Source organism: Agrobacterium sp. CMT1, assembly GCF_037203725.1.
Taxonomy (GTDB): Bacteria; Pseudomonadota; Alphaproteobacteria; order Rhizobiales; family Rhizobiaceae; genus Agrobacterium; species Agrobacterium pusense.
This window is the reverse complement of record NZ_JBBCAR010000014.1, coordinates 43877-67100: the sequence shown is the minus strand read 5'-3', so window position 1 is coordinate 67100 and position 23224 is coordinate 43877. Positions and strand designations below refer to the sequence as shown.

Genomic DNA, 23224 nt, shown 5'->3' with positions numbered 1-23224 from the left:
GGTCATGGTCCCAGCACCGCGCCGGCGGCGATTGCTCCGCTGCCTGCCGGGGGCGCTCCTGCCTTGGAGTTTCCGCCAGCCAGGGCGAAGGCGAACCAGTCCGCTGTGTGGCGAAGGCCCTCGGTGAGCGGCACTTGCGGCGCCCAGCGAAGCAGTTCCCGGGCGCGGGAAATATCCGGCCGCCGCCGTCGCGGGTCGTCAGTCGGGAGGGGACGGTGTACCAGTACCGACCGCGTGGGAACTGTCAGAAGAACGAGGTCGGCCAGCTGTCTGATCGTGAATTCGCCGGGATTGCCAAGATTGACGGGAACGCCCGGATTGGGGTCGACATCCATGAGTGCGATCAAACCCGTGACGAGATCGCTCACATAACAGAAAGAACGTGTCTGCTCGCCCGTCCCGTAGATTGTCAGCGGCTCGCCCGCAATCGCCTGCACGAGCAGATTGGACACGATACGCCCGTCATCCGGTCGCATGCGCGGCCCATAGGTGTTGAATATCCGGGCGATGCGTGCGTCGACCTTGCCCGCACGCAAAAGATCGAAGCACAGCGCTTCCGCCGCGCGTTTTCCTTCGTCGTAACAGGCACGGGGGCCCGTGCAGCTCACATTGCCGCGGTAGTCTTCGCGCTGCGGATGTTCGTCCGGGTCGCCATAGACTTCGCTCGTGGAAGCCTGGAGGAAGGAGGCGCCATGGTGTTGCGCGAGAGCAAGAAGATTGCCGGTGCCTGAAACGCAGGTCATCATCGTATGAACGGGATCGGCCTGATATTGCGGCGGGGACGCCGCACAGGCGAGATTATAGATCTGCTGAACCGGTTCATCGATGTCCCGCAATTCGCATATGTCGGATTCGATAAGCCGGAAACGTGGATGATTGACAAGCGGGCGGACATTCGACCTCGAACCGGTCAGGAAGCTGTCGACGCAGATGACCCTGTCGCCGCGTGCAAGCAGCGCGTCACAGAGATGCGAACCCACAAAGCCGCCGCCACCTGCGACAACAACCGTTCTAGTACCTTGATTTCGCTGCGGCATACTCGCTCTCCCTGTTCTGGAGCCTGAAGGGGTGTTTCGCCGTTTCCGGAACCCTCGCCGGTATTCCGGTGAGATATGATGTCAGTTCGGCGGCCCTTGTTTCGCCGGTGTGGTGCTCGAGAATCCGTCGCTGGGCGTGAGCCGCCATGGCTTGTCTGCGTTCTGCCCCTACGGAAGTTAGTGCATGCACCACCTGTTCCGTGTTGCGGGCAATGAGAACGGCTTCATTTTCGGGCAGAAGGTCTGCGAGGCCCGGCCAGAAGTCGCTAATGATCGGCGTGCCGCATGCAGCGGCCTCGAAAAGACGGACGCTCGGCGACCAGCCGGCCGCAACCATATCGGCGCGCGTGATGTTCAGCGTGAAACGCTGGCAGCTATAAAATGCCGAATGTTTTTCAGGCGGCAGATGTTCGATGCGCTCGACATTTTCCGGCCAGTCGATGTTGCCGGGATATTGCGGGCCGGCGACAACGAACCGCATGTGGGGCAACCGGCGTGCCGGTTCGATCAGCAGCGCTTCAAGTTTCGGCTGGCGATCCCGGCTATAGGTGCCGAGGTAACCGAGATCCCACCGGGTTTCGTCGCCAGACTTCCGGTAACGGGCCGCATCGACAGAGCAGTAGAGCGCTTCCGCGCGCTGCGCGCCATAGTGCCGTTCAAGGCGATGTAATGTGTCGCCGCCGGTGAAGGAAAAATAGATGTCGAACAGGGGGATCTGCCTTCGGGCGAGATATTCTTCGTCGTTCCTGTTGAGTTTCTCAAGAGTTACCGGCGTATCGATGTCATAGAAGCAGAGCCGTTTCGGTCCGAGCGCCTTGACGGCGTCGATGACGCCGACCCCATCCGGCACATAGGATCCGACGATGACAGCATCCGCCCGCCGCAGCCGCTGCGCATACTCCTGCGTCACGGCGATAGGATCCTCGTAATAGACGAGCTCGCAGAAATCAGGAGCGGGCAGATCGCGTTTTGTCGCATACCACGGCGTGTCGCGCTCCAGAAAGAGCACCCGGTGGCCAGCCGCGGCGAGACCGTGAATGAGCGAGCGAAAGGTTGTGGCATGGCCGTTACCCCATGATGACGAAAGGCTGAGGCCCAGGAAGACGATGTCGAGCGGCTTTGTCATTCCGCCGCCTCCACGCTCATGGCGCTGCGGGCGCGAAACAATCGGTCCACGTCCTCGGCGCGATGTTCATAGGTATGTTCGTGCCGCACTCTTGCCGAGGCGCGCTCGCCGATGTCGGCCGCCCTTGCCGGGGTGAGCGCCAATACGATATCGACGACATCCTTGCCGTCGCGTGCGATCAGGATTTCCTCCTCGGGTTTCAGAAAAAGGTCGATACCGTCCCAATGGTCGGTGATGATGCAGGCAGCAGCCCCCGCGGCCTCGAAAACACGGGTGGCGGGCGAGAACCCGTTCTGAGCCATCGAAGCGCGCGAGACGTTCAGGACCGCTTTCGGCGTCGCGTTGAAGGCATTGTGGTCGCGGGTGGAAACATGTCCGACATAGCGGATGTTCGGGGACATCGCCTTCCCGTGCCAGCCCGATCCGCCGAGCAGGAAGGTTTCTTTGTCGAGACGTGCGGCCGGCTCGAGGAAGAATGTCTCGACCCTTTCCTCACGATCCGGAAGGCGGTTTCCGAGAAATCCCAGAGAGGCGGCGAAGCGCGGGTCGGGTGGAACGGGGTGATGGGTTTCGGGATCGAGTGCATTATAGACGGGGATACAGTCTCTGGCGCCGAGCGACCGATAGGCGTCGATCACCGGCTCGCCGCCGCCATAAGTCAGCACAAAATCCGTCTGCGCCAGCGCATGGCGCAACGGGTGGTCCGGGGAGGTCCGCAGTTCGGCAAGCGTGGCCGGGGCGTCGACATCCCAGAAAATCGTCAGCGCATCCTCGCGGGCGTGATCCAGCAACTCGGCCATCAACAGATCATCCTCAAACCCGACGCCGCTTGCCTTAACGACGATATCGGCCTCCGCCGCGCGGCTTGCAGCCTGCCGCAGCGCGCTGACGGTTCCTTCATAAACAACGACCCTGCACCAGTCCGGCGGATCGATATCGCGGTTCTTCTGCCGGTCGAATATGTCGGGCTCATAGAAGGTGATATCGTAACCTCTGGTCGCCAGGGCCTTGAGCAATCCGCGATAGTAGGTGGCGGCGCCGTTCCAGTAGGCGGAGAGGAGGCTCGATCCGTAAAAGGCGATCTTCATTGTGCTGCCTCCCGTGCGGACAATGCGTCATCGACGCGTGCAGTACCGCAGGCCCCGAGGATTTCGAAAAGCTCCTCAACGCGGTGGCGGCATGTATGCCGGGTGCGTATGGTTTCCAGACCGGAGCTGACGAGATGTCCGGCCAGCTCACGATCGGCAAGGACGTTGCGAAGCTGTCGCGCCATCGCCTCCCCGGAACTGACGGATAGATAATCCTCGCCCGCACGGAAAAGCCCTTCGCAATCATCCCAGGGGGCCGAAATCAGAGGAATGCCGCAGGCGAGGGCTTCAAACATGCGAATGGTCGGAATGCCGGGCAGATGCTCGACGTAGGGCCGGCGTGGAATGTGAACGGTCACCCTGTTCTGCGCGAAGGCGCCGGGCACGGAAGCGTTGGCGATCCATCCTCCATAGGCGATCCCCGCCCGTTTCAGAGCATCCAGCGCGTCTTGCGGGTAACGAACCCCGCGCACCGTCGTTTTGAGGCCGAGTTCCGCCGCCGGACGGACGAGATATTCACCGATTTCGGCCGTCCGCTCGTCATCGCCCCAGTTCCCGATCCAGATAAGATCGCCGGTTTTCTCTGTCGATGGCTGCGGCCTGAAGATAGTGTCGTCAGCGGCCTCATGCCATGTAAAGACGTTGCGTCCCCAGCCGGCGCCCAGATAGCGCTGGCGTAATGTCTCACCGAAAACAAGAACACCGTCAAAGGCAGAGAGATCAAGGCCGGCAATGTCGCCGTCGGTTGAGACTGCACGGTGATGCGTGTCGTGAAACAGGAGCGTGAAGGTCGCGCCCGACTGCCGCAGGCGGCCGAGGTGCGCAATCGTTGCCGGTTCAGTCCATTCATGGACGATGACGACATCGGCATCATCAACCGCCGCCTCGTGGTCGAAATCCTCGTCATAGATGACGGACCGCAGATCGGGAAATGTATCGTGAAAGGCGGCGATAGCGGCACTGCCCTGATCGGCCTCCAGATTTTTACGGCTCCACGATCCAGCGGGTTCGAGCGCGATGGCGACATGTCCGCGCCGCAGGAGATCGCGCATGATCCCCCGCAGGAAATGGGCATTGCCGTGGTTCCAGTCCGAGATCAGAGAGTGCGTATAAAAGACGAACTTCATGGTCTACTCCGCAGCTGTGAGGAGGCGGGGCGAACGTGCCGCCGCGCGGTAGTGATCGAGCATGGCGTCACACTGCGCCTTGCGGGTGAAGGTCCCGGAGCGCAGCAACGCCTGCGTCGCCAGCCTCTCCCTTAGAGATTCATCGCCCGCAAGACGGTTCAGGGCGGCGGCGAACGCGGATGGATCGCGTGGCGAAGCAAAGAGTGCGGCGCCACCCCATAATTCGCGGTATGTCGGGATGTCCGCCAGAACCAGCGCGCAGCCGCTTTTTGCGGCTTCGAGCGCGGCAAGGCCGAAGGGTTCATAAATGGAGGGTGAGACGAATATCGCGGCGTTGCGCATCAGCTTCATGATCTCGGAATGTGCACATTCCCCGGCCGGGCGGGCATTGGCGATATCCAGATGCTGGCCGTTCGGACCGCTCGTCGAACCGGCCATAAGAATGGGCCAGACTGTATCCCTCGCTGCCTGGTCGAGAACCGCACCGTTCTTTCCCTCGTCCCACCAGCGTCCCGCCGCCACGACGACATCGCCTTTGTCCCCGGCCTGCGATACGCTGTCGCTCGCATTGTAAACGACCTGCAGCGAGGGTAACGGCCCATAGACCGCCCTCACGTTTTCTGCATGGCTCCGGCTCGGAACCAGAACGAGATCAGCCTGGTTGAAGCCTCGGCGGCCCAGATCCTCATGCCACGCCCAGTCGCGCGGCGGCTTTGTTCCACGCACGGCGGAAAACCACGTCGGTATGCAGGAATGCGACACCACCACCACCGGCTTTGCGACAGCAAGCCCGGCGGCCTGCGACGGCAGGTTGAGGTGCAGCAGATCGACGTCGTGCAGTCGGACGACCTCTTCGATCATTGCCGGTATGGCGGAGAGTCGTGCCGGGTCGTCCGCCATCCAGTCGAGCGGCGCATCCAGCCAGACGAGCCGGCAATTCCGGGGTATCTCGAGGATCTGTTCGGCCGTTGGAGGTGGACCAAAACCGGTCAGGATAATTTTTATATCCTCGTCCTCAAGCCCGGCCGCGAGATCGAGCGCGTAACGCCAGACGCCTCCGACCGCGTCGACGGTAACGAGAATGGTCCGGATATGCCCGTTAATCGCCGGCGGTGTCATGCGCGCCTCCTGTCGGTATCGACTGGCGAGGCCATGTCACGAAACCGGCTTTCGATCAGCCATGCCGCGAGATCGCGAAGTCCGGAACGCCAGGGTGTGCTGGCCTGCCATCCCAGCATCCGTTGCAGTTTTCGGGTGTCTGCGACGAAAAACAGCTGATCGCCGGCGCGCCAGTCGCCGAAATGAATGTCGGCCTCGCGTCCGATCACAGCCTCGATTTCCCGGATCACTTCCAAGACGCTGACGGCGTTGAGCGGACCACCTCCAAGATTGAAGGCTTCACCTGTCACGGTCGCGATGTTCAGAAGCGCCGCACGATAGGCCGCGACCGCGTCCTTGACATGAAGGACATCGCGGACCTGCCTGCCGTCGCCATAGATTGATACCGGTTCGTTCGCCAGCAGCCGAAGCAGAAAATGCGCAACCCAGCCCTGATCCTCGGTACCGAACTGGCGCGGGCCATAAATGCAGCTCATGCGAAGCACGCTGGTGGGAATGCCGAAGGAGTGGGCGTAATCCAGCACATACTGATCCGCCACGCCCTTCGAGCAGCCATAAGGCGTGCAGAAGGCCAGCGGACGGTCCTCGTCTATTCCAACGGCGCGTATATCCTCATCAGCTGGAAGATAGCGGTCGCCGGCCTCGATCATGTCAAGATCGTCGAGAGCGCCATAGACCTTGTTGGTGCTGGCGAAGATGACGCCAGCCCTGCGACCTGCCCTGCGCACCGCCTCCAGCACATTGAGCGTGCCGCGCCCGTTCGTTTCGAAATCGTCCGGCGGATGGGCGAGGCTGGTCGTTACCGCCGTCTGGGCGGCCAGATGAAAGACCGCTTTTGCATCGGTAAACACCGCGTCGATACCATTGAAATCGCGGACATCGGCAAGAACCGGATGAACCCTGTCGCGATGCCGCTCCATCAGCCATGCGAGGTTCTGATCGACGCCCGGGCGTTGAAGATTGTCGAGAATGACGACATCCTCGCCATCCCTGAGGAAACTGTCCGCCAGGTTGGACCCGATGAAACCGCTGCCGCCGGTAATGACGATGGGTGCCGCATGGGTGGCAAGACGCGGCGTCGCGAGCCGCGTTACGTCCGCCAGCCGGTCAATGCCACCTTCGGTCAGCAGGCGCGCCAGGAGTTTGGGCTGATTGTCATGAGTGACGGCGCCGAGATGGTAGTGTCTGGGGTCAAACCAGAGGCCCTCCTGTACAGCGACGTCGGGCGGCACATCCTGCCAAGCATACCAGTACATCCGGTCGGCGTCGACGTTGAGCGCCACCATGAAGCGCCTTGCCTGCTCGATTTCGTCTTTGCGCCAGGTCGAATAACCGGTTTCCGTGATCCAGATTTCCGCACCGGGATTGTAGCGGTCGAGAACCTTGCGCATTTCGCCGAGATGCATGTCCCAACCGCCCCACGCACCCTGTTCGCTGTCCCATGTCCCTGGAAAACCGTGAAAACCCACGGCGTCCACGACGCCAAGAACGCCGCGTTCCCCCATGAGGTTCAGCCAGAACGGATCGAACGGGCAGGGGCCGCCAAGGACGGGCTTGAAGCCCCGCTGTCTCGCCCAATAAGCCGCACCGCCCACCATTTCGCAAAACAGCATGAAGTCGCTGTCTTCCCGCCAGTCCCAGTCGAGCAGGTTGTTCGGTTCGTTCCACAATTCGATATGGGTGAAATGCCGCCCGTAACGGGTAAGGATGTGGTCGACAAAATCGGCATAGGATTTCAGTTCCACGGGCGCGCCGGACGAGCGCCCGGTGCGCGACATCGAGGGCGGGGTGTAGTGGATGCAGGGCAGAATTTCTATCTGGCCGGCGAGATGGGGGATGAGCCAGTCGAACCATTCCTCGCCACCGGGAGCCAGATACTCCGCCCAGGAGAGATGGGTGCGTAGATAGCTGGCGCCGCTGGCGCAGATATCCGGCAGGGCGGTTTTCGCCCTCTCATATTCGCCAGGGCGAAACCATTCCACGAAACCGAATTTCCGCGGCGGAACCGGCAGGCTGCTGACGCGCTCCGTCATGACACCAGCCCTCTTGCAAGCAGTTCCTGCTGCATCTGGGCGCCGCGGTCCTGTCCACCTGTGCTGCGCACCCAGGCGGCGAATGGGCCAAGGGAGGTTTCCAGACGATGGCGGGGCGTGAAGCCCAGAAGCTCCTGCGCTTTGGAAATGTCCGCGAAGCAGTTGCGGATATCCCCGGCCCGGGCCTGGAGCGTAATTTCCGGCGTGAGGTCGGGGCAATCCATCGCCTGCGCCAGAAGGGCGGCCACCTCGGCGATCGTGTAGGCTTGACCGCTGCCGACGTTGAAGACGTGGCCGGGTGCTGCGGGTTTCTCCAGCGCGAGACGGAAGGCGCGGGCAACATCCTGCACGTGAACGAAATCGCGGCGCTGCTCGCCGTCCTCGAAGAGGATCGGGCGCTGGCCGTTGGAAAGGCGTGCTGCAAAATTCGCCAGTACACCGGTATAGGGGTTGGAAAGCGCCTGGCCCGCTCCGAAAACGTTGAAAAGACGCAAGGCCACCGCTTCAACCCCGTAGGCACGACCGAATATCAGCACCTGCTGCTCCTGCGAATATTTGGTCAGGGCATAGATCGAGGCCAGATCGACGGGCTTTTCCTCGTCCGTGGCGACTGGCGTCAGGCTGGCGCCATGGGCATCGGCGGGATCCCATATATGGCGCTTGACCAGATCGGCGCGCCGGCGCACGTGGCCCAGGATCGCGCCTTGGCGGTCGCGGTACAGCCCTTCGCCGTAAACGCTCATCGAGGAGGCCACAACGATCCTGCGGACGGGACGTTCGATCATGGCTTCAAGAAGAATGGCCGTGCCGAGATCATTGCTGCCGACATAACGGGCGATCTCGTACATGGACTGGCCGACACCCACTTCGGCCGCAAGATGCACCACGGCATCCACGCCATCCAGCGCGGCAATGACGGCGTTCTTGTCACGTATGTCGGCCTTGACGATGTCGGTGATATTTCCCGGCGCTGGGCCTCCGCTGCCGTGGACCTGGTCGATGAACGCGTCGAGAATGCGAACGCTGTGACCGTGATCGGCCAGTTCCGCCGCTACATGCCGGCCGATGAAACCGCCGCCGCCTGTTACGAGAATTGTCGCCATCTGGAATATCCTTTGCCCGGTCGTCGGGGAGCGAATTGGGGGGCCCAACCGCAGACCGTTGCAAAAGTTCCTTCTTGAATGACTTCAATGTTGTCTTCTACTTCATCAATGACTTCTTCCGGAACCAAAGCCGTGCACTGTTGTTCGGCACCTCCGAGCCCGTTGTTTTGCTTCCGACGGGCATGCCTGCCGTAATCAGGACAAGGAGCGTTGTGATGAATCTCGTCGATAACCGTAGCAGCACCATGCAGGCTGCCGTCGTCACTGGCCCTGGAACGCTGCACGTCGAAGCCCATCCCCTTGCCGCGCCGGGACCGCATCAGGTTCGGATAAGGCTGGAAGGATGCGGCGTCTGCGCTTCCAATCTGACACCCTGGTCCGGTCCCGAATGGATGCAGTTTCCGACGGAGCCAGGCGGTCTCGGCCATGAGGGCTGGGGGGTGATTGACCGGGTGGGTACGGGTGTCGACGATCTCAAGGTCGGCGACAGGGTCGCGGCGTTGAGTTACCACGCCTATGCCAGCCATGATATTGCCGATGCCGGCCTCGTGGTGCGCCTGCCGTCCCAGCTGGATCGTCATCCATTTCCGGGCGAGCCCCTCGGCTGCGCCATGAACATTTTCGAACGCAGCGGGATTGAGGCAGGGCAGACGGTCGCCATCATCGGTATCGGCTTCATCGGCGCGTTGTTGACGCAGCTTGCCGCCCGCCGCGGGGCACGGGTCATTGCCATATCGCGGCGGCCTTTTTCGCTTGAAGTAGCGCACCGGATGGGCGCGACTGAGCTTGTCGAGATGGATGATCACTGGCGCATCATTGAATGTGTCAGGCAGTTGACTGACGGGCGCTTCTGCGATCGTGTCATCGAAGCGGTGGGCAAACAGTGGCCGCTTGATCTCGCAGGCGAACTGACGGCCGAACGCGGCCGGCTGATCATCGCCGGCTATCACCAGGACGGGCCGCGCCAGATCAATATGCAATTGTGGAACTGGCGCGGGCTTGATGTCATCAATGCGCATGAACGAGATCCGGCCATCTATATCAGCGGAATGAGGAAGGCCGTGGCAGCGGTTGCCGCGGGCGAGCTCGATCCGTCGACATTATATACTCACCGGTATACTCTGAATGATCTGGACCGGGCGCTGAACGATACCAGGGATCGACCCGAGGGTTTTCTCAAAGCGCTGATAACCTACCCATAAGCGAACCGTAAGGTCGCCGGCATTGATGGGATTTCTGGTTCTGCCCGGTTCGATCGCAAGGCAGCAAAGGTGCAAGGGTACGGAAACGTACATGGTATTTCCTTGCAATTTCAAGCTGCTAAGTTGCCGCCCGTTTGGTGTCGTCGAGCGAGGGGGAAGCGGGTAACGGTTATGCCTGGATCGAGTATTTTTGCGCGCAACCGATTGCTGAGGGCGTTGGGTGAAGTGGGCTTTTCGCGGCTGGTCGCCCGGATGGAGATGATCAATCTGCCCGTGGGCTATCAACTGGTCGGCGCCAACACGCCCATCTCGCGCGTCTGTTTCATTGAGAGCGGTATTGCTTCGTCCGTGGCCCGGACGGAAGGCGGCAAAAGCATGGAGAACATGCTTGTCGGCCGCGAGGGCATGACCGGATGGCCTGTTCTGCTCGGCGCGCGGACAACGCCCGACGAGACGACGATGGGCGTCGCGGGCGAGGGATTCGTCATCGCTGCAGCCGATCTCAGGCACGAGATGGAACGGGACGCACGCCTTCGCGACCTGTTGCTGGGATATATCAATATCTGTCTGCTTCAGGTGGGTCAGCTTGTCCTCGCAAACGGACAATATGCCCTGCGTGAAAGGCTGTCCCGCTGGCTGCTGATGTGCCACGACCGGCTCGACACCGATGATCTGCCCATTACGCATGAGTTCATGTCGAGTGTATTGGGGGTGCGACGGCCGGGAATCACCAATGAGCTGCATATCCTCGAGGGCATGCGGGCCATCAGGGCAACACGCGGCAATGTGCGAATCATCGATCGCAAGGTGCTCGAGGAGATAGCAGGGGTCACCTATGGTGTCCCCGAAAGGGAATATGAAAGCCTGATGGCGCAATGGCGGGCAGAGATTCCCATGCCCTCAGGGCTTCCTGTCGAGGGCGTCGGCGAAGGGAACCACTTTTAAGAGCTCGCGGGCCGAATTGCGGATCACGACGCATCCTTCCGAGATGTCGCGTCCCTGAAGGATCGCCTCGCTCATCAGTTCGCGGGCGTCCTTGTGGGCTTCCTCTATGGCCTGATCGAGCGAGGCGAGATCACTTCCCTCGTCATCATCGAGCATATGCTGGCCACTGACGATGCTGAAGAAAAACCTTGGCATTGAAGTGTCCCCAGAACCTGACGGCTTCCGGCGGGTTTCCGCCCGCCGCTAACCGAATTCCCGCAAAATTTGCGCCTGCTTTTCCAGCCGCCCGGCAAGCTCGGAGATGCTCATGTTCGTCGCACAGAGATGGATTGCGCATTCGAGGAACTGCAGCGACGACCGCCTCAGAAAGTCCTGCTGTTGCTCATACGCGATCCGGGAGATGCGATCGGGCTCATGGGGTTTGTCCGTCATCATCGTGCTCCACCAGTTTGTGTCAAAACCGCCTAACTTCGACCCGGCGGAATGGTTTCGAAAAATTCGCCCCGGTCGCCGGGCCGGGAACATTGCCCGGGCTGAGTGGTTCGGGATCAGCGAAACGACTCAGGAGGCAAAAATGGGTAATAACTCGCCAAGCGACGGTGCGCCGGGCACCACCGACCAATCACCGCGCTGGGAGGGGCCGGAAGAAAACAGGCCGCGCGGCTACCTGAAGCCCAAGGACGATCCAGAACGTGACAGGGACGCCGTGGGCGAAAATCTGCGCGATCCAAGGAAAAAACGCGTCTCCGACGCGATGAAGACCAAGGACGACCAATAGGACAGGAGGAAACGATGTCGACCTCGACAAAGACACCGGCAAGCATCCGCCAGGGCGGCCCCGGCGCGTCCCATGAAAACGCCAAGGCGCCGCTGGACATCAAGAAGCCGCCCGCAGACAGCGACAGGCGCTCCCAAAGCAAGGTCTCGGGTGGTGGCGGCGAGCGAGACAGCCACCACACGCATGATCCGGAGCGAAAATGACGCCGGTTCGGGAGAAGACCGATGAAAAAGGGCAAGAAGAAAAAGAAGTGGTCGCAGAAGGTAACCAGCGAAAGCGATGCGCTTGATCTCGAGAAGGATGTTTTCACGAAAAAGGATCCCACCGGCATAGCCCGGTCGCTGAAAGCCTCGGCGGAACACTCGACACGGCGCAAGGCCAACCCGTTCCGCTCTGCAATGTCGATGCTGGTTTTCTATATCAATCGGGCAGGTGGCAAACTTCCGAAGGAGCGTAAGGAGGTTCTGGAGGAGGCAAAAGACAAGCTGAGAAAGGAATTCGGCAAGTCGGGATAGGGCGGTTTTTCCGGGAATTCATCAGTCGGTGCTGCCGCCGAATTGCCACGAAAACACCCAGATTCATTCAGCCACAGTTCACCCGGCGAGGCGCTAAATCGCTTTATCCCATAAGGAGGGAGATGCGATGCGTAAGATGATTTTAACCGCTGGAGTAATTCTCGGCGCCCTGTTGGGCACTGGCGCGAACGCCATGCCCGTCGGTCAACCATCCGCACCTTCGGCATCCCACATTCAGAATGTGGACTATGCCTGCGGCCGCGGCTTTCATCTGACACCCCGCGGCTATTGCCGCCCGAACGGACCGCGCTACGAGCGTGGCTGGGACCGGCGCGATCGCTGGGAGGGTCGCCGCGAATGGCGCGAACGTCAGGCACGGCGCGAATGGCGCGAGTGGCGTGACCGGCGGGAGTATCGTGACTGGCGAGACCGTCGCGATTATTACCGCTACTGAGCAGACGAGGCCCTCCATCCGGAGGGCCTTTTTGCTTTTCCTTGTTTGCGAAATGGCCCTGGGGTTTCTGACCGGCGATATCCGCCCGGACAATTCGGGGAAATCCAGGCAACCTCCGGCGTCCTTCAGGGTTTGCCTTAATCGTCACTGACAAGGAGGACCATCATGGAGATTACCAGACGCACGATTCTCGCCGCCGGCGCGGCAACCGCTGCCGCAGCCATCTTTCCCCGGCCGCACGTGGCGCGGGCGGCGCTTCCCCTCAGCCAGCCGGCACTTCCGTTCGCCGAGGCGGATCTGGCGCCGGTGATTTCGGCAAAGACGGTGGGGCTGCATTATGGCAAGCATCACAAGGCCTATTACGACAAGCTCAATACGCTGGCCGCCGGCACCCGTTATGCCGATATGGAGCTCGATCGCATCGTCGTCGAATCCGCCCGGTCGAAGGAGGCTGCGGACGTCAAGATCTTCAACAATGCGGCCCAGGCCTGGAACCACGTTGCCTATTGGGATCAGTTCGTTCCGGGCGGCCCCAACCGGCCGCAGGGCGATCTCGCCGCCTCAATCGACAAGGCCTTTGGTGGTTACGACGGCTTCGTCAAACGCGCCGTCGATGTCTCGGACACCGTGTTCGGCACCGGCTGGGTGTGGCTGACGCGTGACGACAGCGGGCTTGCGCTGATCGGCTATGAGGATGGCAACAACCCTGTCGCCGTCGGCCGGCCGGCTTATCTCGGCATCGATATCTGGGAACATGCCTATTACGTCGATTATGAAAACCGCAAGGCCGAACACATCCGCGCCGTGCTCGACAAGCTGGTCAACTGGCGGGTCGTGGAGGAGCGCATGAAAGCCTAGCCGCGTTTCGCCGCCGGGCAATGTTTCCCGGCGGCTTGCCCTCAGGTGCATTTGAGCTACTATGCCGCCATGGCGGGGAGGCCATGTTACAGGAGGGTTCATGAATTACCGGTTTTCGAAACGGCGCATGGTGTTGAAACTTGCCGCGGCGGCAGTTTCTTTCGGCATGTTGGGAATGACGGCGAGCGCGCAGGGCTTTCCGGATCGAACGATAACGCTGGTGGTTCCCTTTGCGGCCGGAGGCTCCACCGATGTGGTCGCCCGCGTCATCGCTCAGAAGATGGGCGACGAACTCGGCCAGCAGATCGTTGTTGAAAATGCCGCCGGCGCAGGCGGCAATCTCGGCGCCGACCGCGTTGCCCGCGCGGAACCGGACGGCTATACGATCCTGATGGGCACGGTGGCGACCCACGCTCTTAACCCGCTCATCCTCAAGACCAAGCCCTATGATCCCGAAAAGGACTTTGCTCCGGTTTCATTGCTGGTGGTGGTGCCGAACGTGCTGGTCGTTAACCCGAAGCTCAACGTTAACAGCGTCGAGGAACTGATCGCTCTGCTGAAAGCCGAGCCGGACAAACACGCCTATGCGTCATCCGGTAACGGAACACCGCTTCATCTTTCCGGCGAGCTGTTCAAGAGCATGGCTGGCGTCAGCATGCAGCACGTGCCCTACAAGGGTTCCGGCCCGGCGCTCAACGATCTTCTCGGCAACCAGATTTCCATCATGTTCGACAATCTGCCATCTTCGTCGGGCCACATGAAATCCGGCACCTTGCGCGCACTTGGCGTGACCACCAGCGAGCGCGCTTCATCCTTCCCGGATTTGCCGACGATCGCCGAAACCGTACCGGGTTATGAGACCTATACCTGGAACGCGCTTTTCGCACCGGCCGGAACGCCGGCCGAGGTGGTCGACAAGCTGAATGCCGCCGCCAAGAAAGCGCTTGCCGATCCGGCCGTCGCCGCCCGCATGGCGGATTTCAGCGCCAAAATCGTCGCCTCCACGCCAGAGGAGCTGAAAACCCACGTCGCGGCTGAAATCGCCAAGTGGGAACCCGTCGTCAAGGCGGCAAATGTCCAGATGGATTGATCGGGCTCGATAGACCGATCTTCCGATCTCCGCTGCGTCCCCAGAGGGGCGCGGCGGGGCTTCTGGCATCATAAGGCCGTGGCCGGGCCGCATCGGCCACGGATATAGTCGCCAAGCGCCAATGTGGCGTTTTCGCATCACTTGCCACAAGGTTGCAAAAACCGGCTTGGCAAGTCTGCCAGGTTCAGCTAGAAATTTCTTTACCGCGTCAGATCGAACCAAGGGAGGCGTTGCATGACACCAGCATTCATCGAAACCCTCCCGCAGGGAATGACCAGACACTAGGTCATATCCATTCGCGGCCCGCCTTTTGCGCGCCCGACATGCGGTTTTGTTTTCCTTCACAGTCCGATTGATCTGACGGGATCATTTTGTCTCCCGCCCGGGCTGTGCCTTCCAACTTCCATTTCAAGGACCGGTCGCCGAGCAGAATGGCGCCGTGCTGGTAAAAATGTCTCGCAAGAAGCTCGATTTCCGCGCCGATGCCTATCGCCATGTGCTCGGCTTTGTCTTTCACCACTGGAGCCACCGGCCGGCGCTGGTGGGTTTCATCATCGTTCTGGTCATCGCCAGCACATTGGCCGAAGTCATGGTGCCGGTCTTCTCCGGGCGGATCGTCGATGCGATCGCCGGCGGCGATGCGGCAGATCAGGCGCTGCGCGCCTTCGTCATCGTGGTGGCGCTGGGGCTGACCAGCGTCGCGCTGCGCTGGTTCATCTTCAACGGCATCATCCGGCTGACGTTGAAAACCATGGCGGATGTTACCAATAACGGTTTCCACAAGGTGCAGCGTTTCTCCACGGACTGGCACGCGAACAGCTTTGCCGGCTCCACGGTGCGCAAGATCACGCGTGGCATGTGGGCGCTCGATTCGCTCAATGACCTCCTGCTCATCGCGCTTCTGCCATCGCTCGTCATGCTGGTGGGCGCCACCATCGTTCTCGGCAGTTACTGGCCCGTCATGGGCCTCATCGTCGGTCTCGGCTCGCTGATCTATGTCGGTGTGACGGTGGGGCTTTCCATGGGATATGTTTCGCCGGCCGCACGGCTTGCCAATGCCTGGGATACGAAGCTTGGCGGCGCGCTGGCGGATGCCATCAGCTGCAATTCGGTCGTGAAGGCCTTTGGCGCGGAAACGCGTGAAGAAACACGGCTCGGCCAGGTGCTGGTGAAGTGGGATAACCGCACGCGCAGGACATGGAAACGCGGCACGATAAACGGCACGATCCAGAGCTTCATGATGGTTTCCATGCAGGCCGGCATTCTCGGCACCGGCCTCATCATGTGGCGACAGGGACTGGCGACGCCGGGTGACATCACCTTCGTGCTGGCCATGTTCTTCGTGCTGCAGGGATATCTGCGGGACGTGGGGCAGGATATCCGCAACCTGCAGCGCGCCGTCAACGATATGGAAGAGCTGGTGCTGCTTTCCAAGATGCCGCTTGGCGTCGAGGACCGGCCGGATGCGAAACCGATTCATATTGGAAAAGGCGAGATCGTTTTCGATCACGTCACCTTCCAGTATGGCGCGCACGCCACGCCGCTTTATGATGACTTCTCAGTCACCATAAAACCCGGTGAGCGTGTGGGACTGGTCGGCCACTCCGGCTCTGGCAAGACGACCTTCGTCAAACTCATCCAGCGCCTCTACGATATCAGGTCCGGTGCAATCCGCATCGATGGGCAGAACATTGCCGATGTCACCCAGGCGAGCCTGCGAGGGCAGATTGCCATCGTGCAGCAGGAGCCGATCCTGTTTCATCGCACACTGGCGGAAAACATCGCCTATGGCCGGCCGGACGCGTCGCGGCGCGAAATCGAGCAGGCGGCGAAACAGGCCAGCGCCCATGACTTCATCATGTCCCTGCCCAAGGGCTATGAGACCATGGTGGGCGAACGTGGCGTCAAGCTGTCGGGCGGGGAGCGCCAGCGGGTCGCGATCGCCCGCGCCTTCCTGGCGGATGCGCCGGTGCTGATCCTTGATGAGGCAACCTCAAGCCTCGACAGCGAAAGCGAGGTGCAGATCCAGCGGGCTATGGAACGCCTGATGGAAGGGCGCACCACGCTGGTCATCGCCCACCGGCTTTCGACCGTCAGGGCTCTGGACCGTCTGCTCGTATTCGACAAGGGCAGGATCGTTGAAGAGGGCGACCATCAGGCGCTGATCCGACTTAATGACGGCATTTATCGCCGGTTGTTCGAGCGGCAGGCTCTGGAACTTACCAAGGGCTTGGTCGCATGACAAAAGCAACGCCGGAGCAAGTGATGCTCCGGCGTTGCCGTGCCGCATCGTCGATCCGCGCACGACTTTTCCGCTGCGGACGCGTATCTCCAAGCAAAAACTGACGGAGCCTGGAAACCACCAGCCTCTCCGGGCGTTTGGGTGTTTGAGTTAAGCCTGAAGGGAGAACAGCCATGGCCGACGATGCCACCGTCACCATTCGCGCCATTTTCGAAACACGCGAGGCAGCCGATATCGCCGTCGAGCATCTGGTCCAGCAGCACGGGATCTCCCGTCCGGATATCTTCATCCAGTCCACATCAGAGCAGAATACGACCGGCACCCAATCTTCACGTGGTGACCTGCCTCGCAGCGATGCGCCGCATGAGGGCGAGATCGAGGTGTCCGCCGATATTGCATCCAGCCGGATTGCAGCTGTCCAGCGCAGCCTTGGTGACGCCGGTGCGATCCGCGTTTCACACCGGTGATGTCAAAACCGGGAGGCCAATTCCGTACCTGCCGCCCGCGCCGCGCACCGCAATGAGGAGCCCGCAATGAGCAACTTCGAACTCTATTACTGGCCGGTCCCGTTCCGAGGCCAGTTCATTCGCGGACTTTTAGCGCATGGCGGGTGTACCTGGGACGAACACGATGCCAGTGCAATCGAGGAGATCATGGGCCGTGATGCCGGCAAGCAGCCCATAGCGTTCATGGGACCGCCGGTGCTGATCGATCGAGAGCGCAATTTCGCTCTCTCGCAGATGCCCGCAATCGCCCTCTATCTCGGCGAGCGGTTGCAGCTTCTGCCGCCGGGCGCCGAGGGCCGCGCGCTCACTGCCAAGATCGTAAACGATGCCAACGATGTGATCGATGAACTGACGCTCGACGGTGGGCGCGAGATGTGGACCCCTGAAAAATGGGAGGCGTTCGTTCCCCGGTTGCAGGAGTGGATCCGCATTTTCGAGGACACGGGGGCGAGACACGGTCTGACCGGCGATTCGGGGTTCATGCTGGGAACGGAGACACCCGGCGTCGCAGATGTCGTCACGGCCATTCTCTGGACGACAGTTGCAGACCGCTTTCCAGTCATCAGGCGCATAATCGAGGATACGTCGCCCGTCATCTGGGCCTATTCCTGCCGAATGAAAGAGACGGCCCCGCTGGCCGCCCTGAGCCGCCGCGCCTTTGACGACTATGGCGACGCTTATTGCGGCGGGCAGATTGAAAAATCGCTGCGGAAAGTAGCTGGCTGAGGACCGGGGCATCATCGGCCCTCGGTCAGAAAACGACCCGGCCGCAGCTAGGGTTGCTCCAGCCTTTTCAGCGATTCCTGCGCAGTCGCGAGTCCTTGATCGGCGGCCTTGCGGAACCATGTGATGGCCTCGACCCGATCCTGCGCAACGCCATGTCCCATTGCATACATGTTCCCTAGATTGCCCTGGGCGACGGCAAGCCCCTGATCGGCGGCTTTTTTATACCAGCTGACTGCTTCACCATAGTCGCGGGTAACGCCGAGACCCTGATCGTAGAGCAGGCCAACAGCGTACTGAGCGGTTGCAAAACCCTGGTCGGCGGCACGGCGATACCAGATCAACGCCTGTGCATAACTCTGAGCGACACCCTGGCCGCTTTCGTAGCTGTACGCCAGATTGTACTGGGCGACGGCCAGCCCTTGCTCTGCTGCTTTGCGGCCCCAGGACACGGCGAGTTCCAGGTTCTGCGGAACATCTTGGCCGACCGCATAGAGATCGCTAAGGCTGCTTTGCGCTTCCGCCCAGCCCTGATCCGCCGCTTTGCGGATGTATGCGGCGGCGAGTGCCGTATCCCGGTCGACCCCCAGACCCGCCTGGTAAAGAACGGCAACCTTATATTGCGCGGCCGCGCTTCCCTCATCGGCGAGCGGTTTCCACGAGCGCAGGGCGGCGCCATAATTGCCGCTGTCATAGGCCGCCTGTCCTTCTTCAAGTGCCGTTGGCGCGGTAAGTCCTGACGTGAGGGCCGCAGCATTGGCGCCACGTTCCGGCAACGGATCAATGGAGGCTGCAGATACGGTGTGACTGTTCCAGTCCGGCAGGTCTGGCAGATTTCGTGGCAGGTCCTCACGCCACACGTGGGTTTGGGTCCTGATTTTGATGCCGCCGCTTTCCGCCAAAACGGTTTCCGTCGCTTCGAGGGTCGATCCATCGCGCAGTGACATGACGACGGTCATCTGCACGTTTTTGCTTGCGTTTCTGGCGGCCGCCAGTTGCTCGTCGCCAAGCTGTTTGGCCTTTTCACCGAAGCTTGAGATCACTCCTTCCACCGCAGAAGCCTGTGATTGCTGGAGCGCAACGCGGTCGTAGGTTTTTTGGAGGCTGAAGGTGGCTGTTTGTCCGGAGATATCTGCGGTCTCGAGCCTCCATTCGATGGCGACGGGAATGGGCGTTCCCCGCGCATATTCCACCACCGACGCCGTACCTGACTGGCCGATCTCGTATGTGGAACTATCCTGCTCCTGTACTGTGGAAAGAAGCTCTGCCTCCGGTGCGAGATTATGAACAACCAGGATTGGATTGCTTTTGATGCCCTCGACAATATCGCGCAAACCCGCTGGCTGGTTCGCAACGCTGCCATCCGGTCCGACAACCGAGGTGCTGTGCAGGTTGCCGAGGATCGCATCCAATCCGACGAGTTTGCCAGGAAAGCCGTTAAGTCCCGCTTCATATTCCACCTGCCGGACGCCATAGGCCGACAGAGTGTTCCGATAGAGAGCGTTCATTGCGTAAGTGTCTGCAGCGCCTTCGGCGTCCTGAGGCAAATCTGCGCTGAGGGACCAGCGCACGCGCATACCCTCCGCATCCCGCGACAGGACCGTCATGCGCTGCCGAAAATCTCCGCGCATGATCGCTGCCGGCCTGTCGAACCACAACGACATGTCGGTATAGGTGGTTTTATGGGAACGGTAGAGATATTCCGCCCCCGTTTCCGGGGCGTAGCCGGGAACGACCACGCTGTCGGCGGCAAGAGCTTGAACCCCGCTCAACAGGCATGGCGAAAGGAGCAAAACGAGGGTCTTCCGAAGGCCTTTCATTTTAGAATCCCTTTTGTACCTGCGATGGCAAGCGGATGGATCCGTCTCGGATTTCGGGTTTGCGGTAAACTCTACCGGCGTCAGACCAGAGCCAAAATACGGGCTGGTCCGCCTGTTCCGCCTCGGTGGGCAGGCGCGCCGACGATGATGGTCGCCCCCTTGGCCGGCAGTGCTTCCAGATTGTTCAGTCCCTCGATCCCGTAGCGCCCAGCGGGTAGCCAGGAATTATGGACAGCGAAGTCTGCAGAATTGCCCGGATCCAGCGAGAGTGTGTCGACGCCGATGGCGACTGTATCCAGCGTGAGCAGGAGGTCGGTGGCCGACTTGCCGAAGCCGGGGAAGGCAAATTTTCCGGCATCGTCATTACGGAAGGCCGGGCTTTTCACCTTCGTTGCCCAGCCGGAGCGCAAAGCCACGATTGCGCCTGCCGGAATGTCGCCATTTTCCGATATCCAGCGTTCGATGTCGCCTGCCTCGACCGTGGAATTGGCGTCCTCCCTCGCGCGATCCGTAATGTCGATGATGACCAGAGGGGCGACGAGCTTTTGCGGCTCGAGTTGATCGACGCTGGCGCCGTCTGCGCTAAAGTGGAAAGGCGCATCGATATGCGTTCCGGTGTGTTCGAAGATGGTCAGCTTATGGAGTTGATAGCCGCTTTTGGCGATATCTGCTGCCCACTCCATCTCAATGCCGGGTTTTCCGTCGAACGTCGGAAACGTGGAATCGTAGGTATGGGTGAGATCGACGACCTGTCTGGGCGATTGCGCCAGAACCGGGGCCGCGAGGCTTCCCGCCGCCATCGCCGTTACACCCGCCACGGCTCCCTTGAACAGCAGACGCCGTGACAGCATGTTCTGTTTGACGTTCTCGATCACGCAGCTATTGCACATGCCTTATTCCCTCCAATGAGAAATTCCCCGGTTGCAAGCGTAACGCAAACACGCAGGGGCGCAAGGCGGGAGCGTGGCCGATTTTTCACCCGTATTCACATCGCGGTTTCGCCAAGTCGGCGTCCATAGGCCGCGATTGCCTTGCCCACTGGCAGGCGGGTGTTCTGATACCGCGCAAGGGCGGCAGGAAGGTCGTCCGTTTGCCGCAGGGCGTCGCGCAGCGCCATTGCATCGCCTGCCGCCTTTGAAACACCCATTGCCGTGTGAGGACGAACGACAAAGGCGGCATCTCCGACCAGGGCGATACGCTGGGAGACCATGTGTTCCGCCTCGTAATCAAAAATCCCCTGGATGGATGGCGTCTCCTCTACGTCCACGGCAAGCGCCATTTGCGGCGGCAGAAGGGAAAAAGCCTCTTCGCGCAGTTGCGCCCTCCGGCTGCCGGAGAGCTCGCCGCGGGGAAGGGAATGCTCGAAATGCCTGCCGTCCCGGCCCGTGAAGGTTCGGGCGAGATCTTCGGCAGGCGTTGGACGATACCAGACCCAGTTATAGCGACGCTGTCCCTGCCGGGTCTCGCCGCGCGATCCCGGCACGAGATAACCCAGAACATGAATTCCGGACGTGATGTAGAAGGCGAAACGGTCCAGCAGCAGGGCGGCGTCGGCAGGCAGTCTTGTTTCGGGGATCAGCCCGCGCCAGGCGACGTAGCCCGCATAGGTGTTTTCCGAATGGCGGTTGACGGCGCTGCGGATGGCCGAACCCAAACCATCCGCGCCGATAACGAGGTCAGCACGTTCCTCCATGCCATCGGCAAAGGAGAGCGTCACTCCCTGCGGGTCTTCGCGAACAGTGTTGACGTGATGGCCGAGACGATAGGTATCGGAGAGGAGGCGTGAGGATACGCTCTCAAAGAGGTAGTCCCATGAGACCTGCATCTGCGGCGTTTGCTGGTGCTGGGCAATGTGCCCGCCGGCATCGAGGTAGATGCGCTCCTTCGCAACCACACCGATCTGGGCAACGTCTTCGCAGCCGATTTCCCTCAGAACGTCGAACAGGTCCTGTTGAGGCACCAGTCCCGCGCCGCGCTCGGCAAGCCCGGATGACGAGCGTTCGTAGACCTTTACATCGTGTCCGTCCTGCTGAAGCAGTATCGCGGTGAAAAGCCCGGCAAGCGAGCCGCCAGCGATGCGGATTTTCAGTGGTTTCATGGCCGTACCTGCCTTTCGATATCGATCTGGCAATTGTTCGTTCTGTCTTTACGGGAGAAGGCCGGCTGATCGGATATGCCGAGACGCCGGCCCCTACGGAAGGAGAGGATGTTCAGCCTGGCATGATTGCCGGCTGGTTTTCGGGAAGCCTGGCGACATCCTCGATGCTGACATTCAGGTGCTGGGCAACGAGCGCCGGCGGGGTATGCGTGAGCCAGGAAGAGAGGCTGACTTCCTGATACTCTGCCGTCTTGAAGACCGCGACGAACTGCAGGTCGGTCTTGCCGGTATTCTCGATGATGTGGCCTTGGCTCCGTTTCACGTAGCCAATGTCGCCGGCGCGGAAATCGGCGGTCTGGCTGCGCGGACCGGCGTCGAACACGGTCATCCGGCCTTCACCCTTGATCCAGTATTGCCATTCGTCCGCGTTGGGGTGCCAGTGCATTTCGCGCACCCCGCCGGGCTTGATCGTTTCGATAGCGGCGGCGATGGTTTTGGACACGGTAAAGGCGCTGCTGTCGGCAAGGCGAATGACGCCAGCGGCGTTTTCCTTCAGCGGTTTGGAGGCCGCGAGCTTGTAGGTGAAGGGGTAAGGGGGAAGTCCTGCACCGGCAACGGCTTCCTGATCCCTGGAGAGAGGTCCGGGCTCCTTGCCCTGAAAAATCCAGAGGTTCTGCAGTGGAATATTGCGGAACACGTCCTGCTCGACGCCGAAATTCTTCGCCAGCAGTTCAGGTGAGGTATGTGCCAGCCAGTCCGTCAGTAGCAGGGTGCCGTATTCGGACTGGTCGCCTTCGTCGAACACAATGACGAATTCGCACCCGTCGGGACCAAGTCCCTGCAGCGAATGGGGATAACCGGCCGGAAAATACCAGAGATCGCCGGCCTCGACGTCCTGGACATAAGCACGGCCTTCGGTATCGAGCACGGTGATACGGCAGCGTCCATTGGTCATGATCGCCCATTCTGCGGCGCGGTGCCAGTGCATCTCGCGAATGCCGCCCGGTCCCAGTCGCATGTTGACCCCGGACACGGCATCCGAAATCGCGAAATCGGATTTGGTCACCTGACGTGCCCAGCCTCCGTTCTGGATACGCTTGGCGGCATTGTTGAACGAACCCCAGAAGAGCTGCATGTCGCCGACATCCGTCGCGGGCGGGCTCTGGAAGGAGGGGAACTGGTCGTTGATAACAGGGTTCTTCGGGCCGGGATCGCTGAGCCCCGCGGCATCGGCGTTGATTGCTCCCTCCGCAGGCTGATCGGGATTGCCGAAAGATGCAGCACCGGCGGTGCTGGCGGCAAGCGCGGTGCCGCCGACGGCGCCGATTGCGAGGACTGCGCGTCTGGTCAAAGCTTCCAT

At 61.0% G+C, this 23224-nt stretch carries 24 protein-coding genes; 11 read left to right on the top strand and 13 right to left on the bottom strand.

Going from position 1 to position 23224, the window contains the following annotated elements; translation table 11 throughout:
* Window positions 1-2: 2 nt before the first annotated feature.
* The 7 genes from WA845_RS16565 to WA845_RS16535 are packed head-to-tail and all read right to left on the bottom strand — an operon-like array spanning window position 3 to window position 8633.
* Window positions 3-1037, bottom strand: a complete 1035-nt coding sequence (locus WA845_RS16565) for a UDP-glucuronic acid decarboxylase family protein (protein ID WP_022563925.1) — start codon at window positions 1035-1037, stop codon at window positions 3-5.
* Complete coding sequence (locus WA845_RS16560; RefSeq protein ID WP_112552874.1) at window positions 1012-2163, bottom strand: CgeB family protein; 1152 nt, start codon at window positions 2161-2163, stop codon at window positions 1012-1014. Before WA845_RS16560 ends, WA845_RS16565 begins: the two co-directional genes overlap by 26 nt.
* The gene (locus WA845_RS16555; RefSeq protein WP_112552876.1) at window positions 2160-3251 is read right to left on the bottom strand and encodes a CgeB family protein; all 1092 of its coding nucleotides are present in this window, start codon (window positions 3249-3251) and stop codon (window positions 2160-2162) included. The genes WA845_RS16560 and WA845_RS16555 overlap by 4 nt, the downstream gene beginning before the upstream one ends.
* On the bottom strand, window positions 3248-4378 hold the full coding sequence (locus WA845_RS16550) for a CgeB family protein (protein ID WP_112552878.1): 1131 nt from the start codon (window positions 4376-4378) through the stop codon (window positions 3248-3250). Before WA845_RS16550 ends, WA845_RS16555 begins: the two co-directional genes overlap by 4 nt.
* Before the next feature lie 3 nt (window positions 4379-4381).
* Window positions 4382-5497: a glycosyltransferase gene (locus tag WA845_RS16545; protein ID WP_112552880.1), complete on the bottom strand. Its 1116-nt coding sequence runs from the start codon at window positions 5495-5497 to the stop codon at window positions 4382-4384.
* Complete coding sequence (locus WA845_RS16540; protein WP_112552882.1) at window positions 5494-7530, bottom strand: NAD-dependent epimerase/dehydratase family protein; 2037 nt, start codon at window positions 7528-7530, stop codon at window positions 5494-5496. The genes WA845_RS16545 and WA845_RS16540 overlap by 4 nt, the downstream gene beginning before the upstream one ends.
* On the bottom strand, window positions 7527-8633 hold the full coding sequence (locus WA845_RS16535; RefSeq protein WP_337322456.1) for an NAD-dependent epimerase/dehydratase family protein: 1107 nt from the start codon (window positions 8631-8633) through the stop codon (window positions 7527-7529). Before WA845_RS16535 ends, WA845_RS16540 begins: the two co-directional genes overlap by 4 nt.
* A 215-nt stretch (window positions 8634-8848) precedes the next feature.
* On the opposite strand from WA845_RS16535, the gene WA845_RS16530 reads away from it, so the two are divergent.
* Together WA845_RS16530 and WA845_RS16525 are read left to right on the top strand one after the other, a co-directional pair.
* Window positions 8849-9835 carry an MDR/zinc-dependent alcohol dehydrogenase-like family protein gene (locus WA845_RS16530; protein ID WP_112552943.1) on the top strand — a complete coding sequence of 329 codons (987 nt, stop codon included), beginning with the start codon at window positions 8849-8851 and terminating at the stop codon, window positions 9833-9835.
* A gap of 171 nt (window positions 9836-10006) precedes the next feature.
* The gene (locus WA845_RS16525; protein ID WP_162719083.1) at window positions 10007-10780 is read left to right on the top strand and encodes a Crp/Fnr family transcriptional regulator; all 774 of its coding nucleotides are present in this window, start codon (window positions 10007-10009) and stop codon (window positions 10778-10780) included.
* Here WA845_RS16525 and WA845_RS16520 read toward each other — a convergent pair.
* Together WA845_RS16520 and WA845_RS16515 are read right to left on the bottom strand one after the other, a co-directional pair.
* Entirely contained in the window at window positions 10736-10975 is a 240-nt protein-coding gene (locus WA845_RS16520; protein ID WP_034497809.1) for a DUF6894 family protein, read from the bottom strand. The genes WA845_RS16525 and WA845_RS16520 overlap by 45 nt on opposite strands.
* A 48-nt stretch (window positions 10976-11023) precedes the next feature.
* The gene (locus WA845_RS16515; protein WP_006700508.1) at window positions 11024-11212 is read right to left on the bottom strand and encodes a hypothetical protein; all 189 of its coding nucleotides are present in this window, start codon (window positions 11210-11212) and stop codon (window positions 11024-11026) included.
* A 142-nt stretch (window positions 11213-11354) separates the two neighbouring features.
* Here WA845_RS16515 and WA845_RS16510 point away from each other — a divergent pair, with 142 nt between their 5' ends.
* The 9 genes from WA845_RS16510 to WA845_RS16470 all read left to right on the top strand — a co-directional run bounded on the left by WA845_RS16510 (window position 11355) and on the right by WA845_RS16470 (window position 17949).
* Window positions 11355-11558: a hypothetical protein gene (locus tag WA845_RS16510; RefSeq protein WP_022563935.1), complete on the top strand. Its 204-nt coding sequence runs from the start codon at window positions 11355-11357 to the stop codon at window positions 11556-11558.
* A 14-nt stretch (window positions 11559-11572) separates the two neighbouring features.
* Window positions 11573-11761 (top strand): hypothetical protein, encoded by a 189-nt coding sequence (locus WA845_RS16505; protein WP_006700510.1) that lies wholly within the window; start codon window positions 11573-11575, stop codon window positions 11759-11761.
* Window positions 11762-11782: 21 nt separating this feature from the next.
* Complete coding sequence (locus tag WA845_RS16500) at window positions 11783-12073, top strand: DUF3175 domain-containing protein (RefSeq protein WP_004444471.1); 291 nt, start codon at window positions 11783-11785, stop codon at window positions 12071-12073.
* Window positions 12074-12200: 127 nt separating this feature from the next.
* Complete coding sequence (locus WA845_RS16495) at window positions 12201-12527, top strand: GCG_CRPN prefix-to-repeats domain-containing protein (RefSeq protein ID WP_022563936.1); 327 nt, start codon at window positions 12201-12203, stop codon at window positions 12525-12527.
* 165 nt (window positions 12528-12692) lie between these two features.
* On the top strand, window positions 12693-13385 hold the full coding sequence (locus WA845_RS16490; RefSeq protein ID WP_064264266.1) for a superoxide dismutase: 693 nt from the start codon (window positions 12693-12695) through the stop codon (window positions 13383-13385).
* Between the two features lie 100 nt (window positions 13386-13485).
* The gene (locus WA845_RS16485) at window positions 13486-14475 is read left to right on the top strand and encodes a Bug family tripartite tricarboxylate transporter substrate binding protein (protein ID WP_443111969.1); all 990 of its coding nucleotides are present in this window, start codon (window positions 13486-13488) and stop codon (window positions 14473-14475) included.
* 451 nt (window positions 14476-14926) lie between these two features.
* Window positions 14927-16717 (top strand): ABC transporter ATP-binding protein, encoded by a 1791-nt coding sequence (locus tag WA845_RS16480; RefSeq protein ID WP_112552888.1) that lies wholly within the window; start codon window positions 14927-14929, stop codon window positions 16715-16717.
* Window positions 16718-16890: 173 nt separating this feature from the next.
* The gene (locus WA845_RS16475; protein ID WP_080823111.1) at window positions 16891-17184 is read left to right on the top strand and encodes a hypothetical protein; all 294 of its coding nucleotides are present in this window, start codon (window positions 16891-16893) and stop codon (window positions 17182-17184) included.
* A gap of 66 nt (window positions 17185-17250) precedes the next feature.
* Entirely contained in the window at window positions 17251-17949 is a 699-nt protein-coding gene (locus tag WA845_RS16470) for a glutathione S-transferase (RefSeq protein ID WP_337322455.1), read from the top strand.
* Window positions 17950-17996: 47 nt separating this feature from the next.
* Here WA845_RS16470 and WA845_RS16465 read toward each other — a convergent pair whose 3' ends face one another.
* From WA845_RS16465 to WA845_RS16450, 4 genes are all read right to left on the bottom strand, one after another.
* Entirely contained in the window at window positions 17997-19766 is a 1770-nt protein-coding gene (locus tag WA845_RS16465; protein WP_202048942.1) for a tetratricopeptide repeat protein, read from the bottom strand.
* Between the two features lie 80 nt (window positions 19767-19846).
* Window positions 19847-20656, bottom strand: a complete 810-nt coding sequence (locus WA845_RS16460; protein ID WP_022563942.1) for a cyclase family protein — start codon at window positions 20654-20656, stop codon at window positions 19847-19849.
* A 95-nt stretch (window positions 20657-20751) separates the two neighbouring features.
* Window positions 20752-21864: an FAD binding domain-containing protein gene (locus WA845_RS16455; RefSeq protein ID WP_337322454.1), complete on the bottom strand. Its 1113-nt coding sequence runs from the start codon at window positions 21862-21864 to the stop codon at window positions 20752-20754.
* 112 nt (window positions 21865-21976) lie between these two features.
* On the bottom strand, window positions 21977-23224 hold the full coding sequence (locus WA845_RS16450) for an oxalate decarboxylase family bicupin (protein ID WP_174150422.1): 1248 nt from the start codon (window positions 23222-23224) through the stop codon (window positions 21977-21979).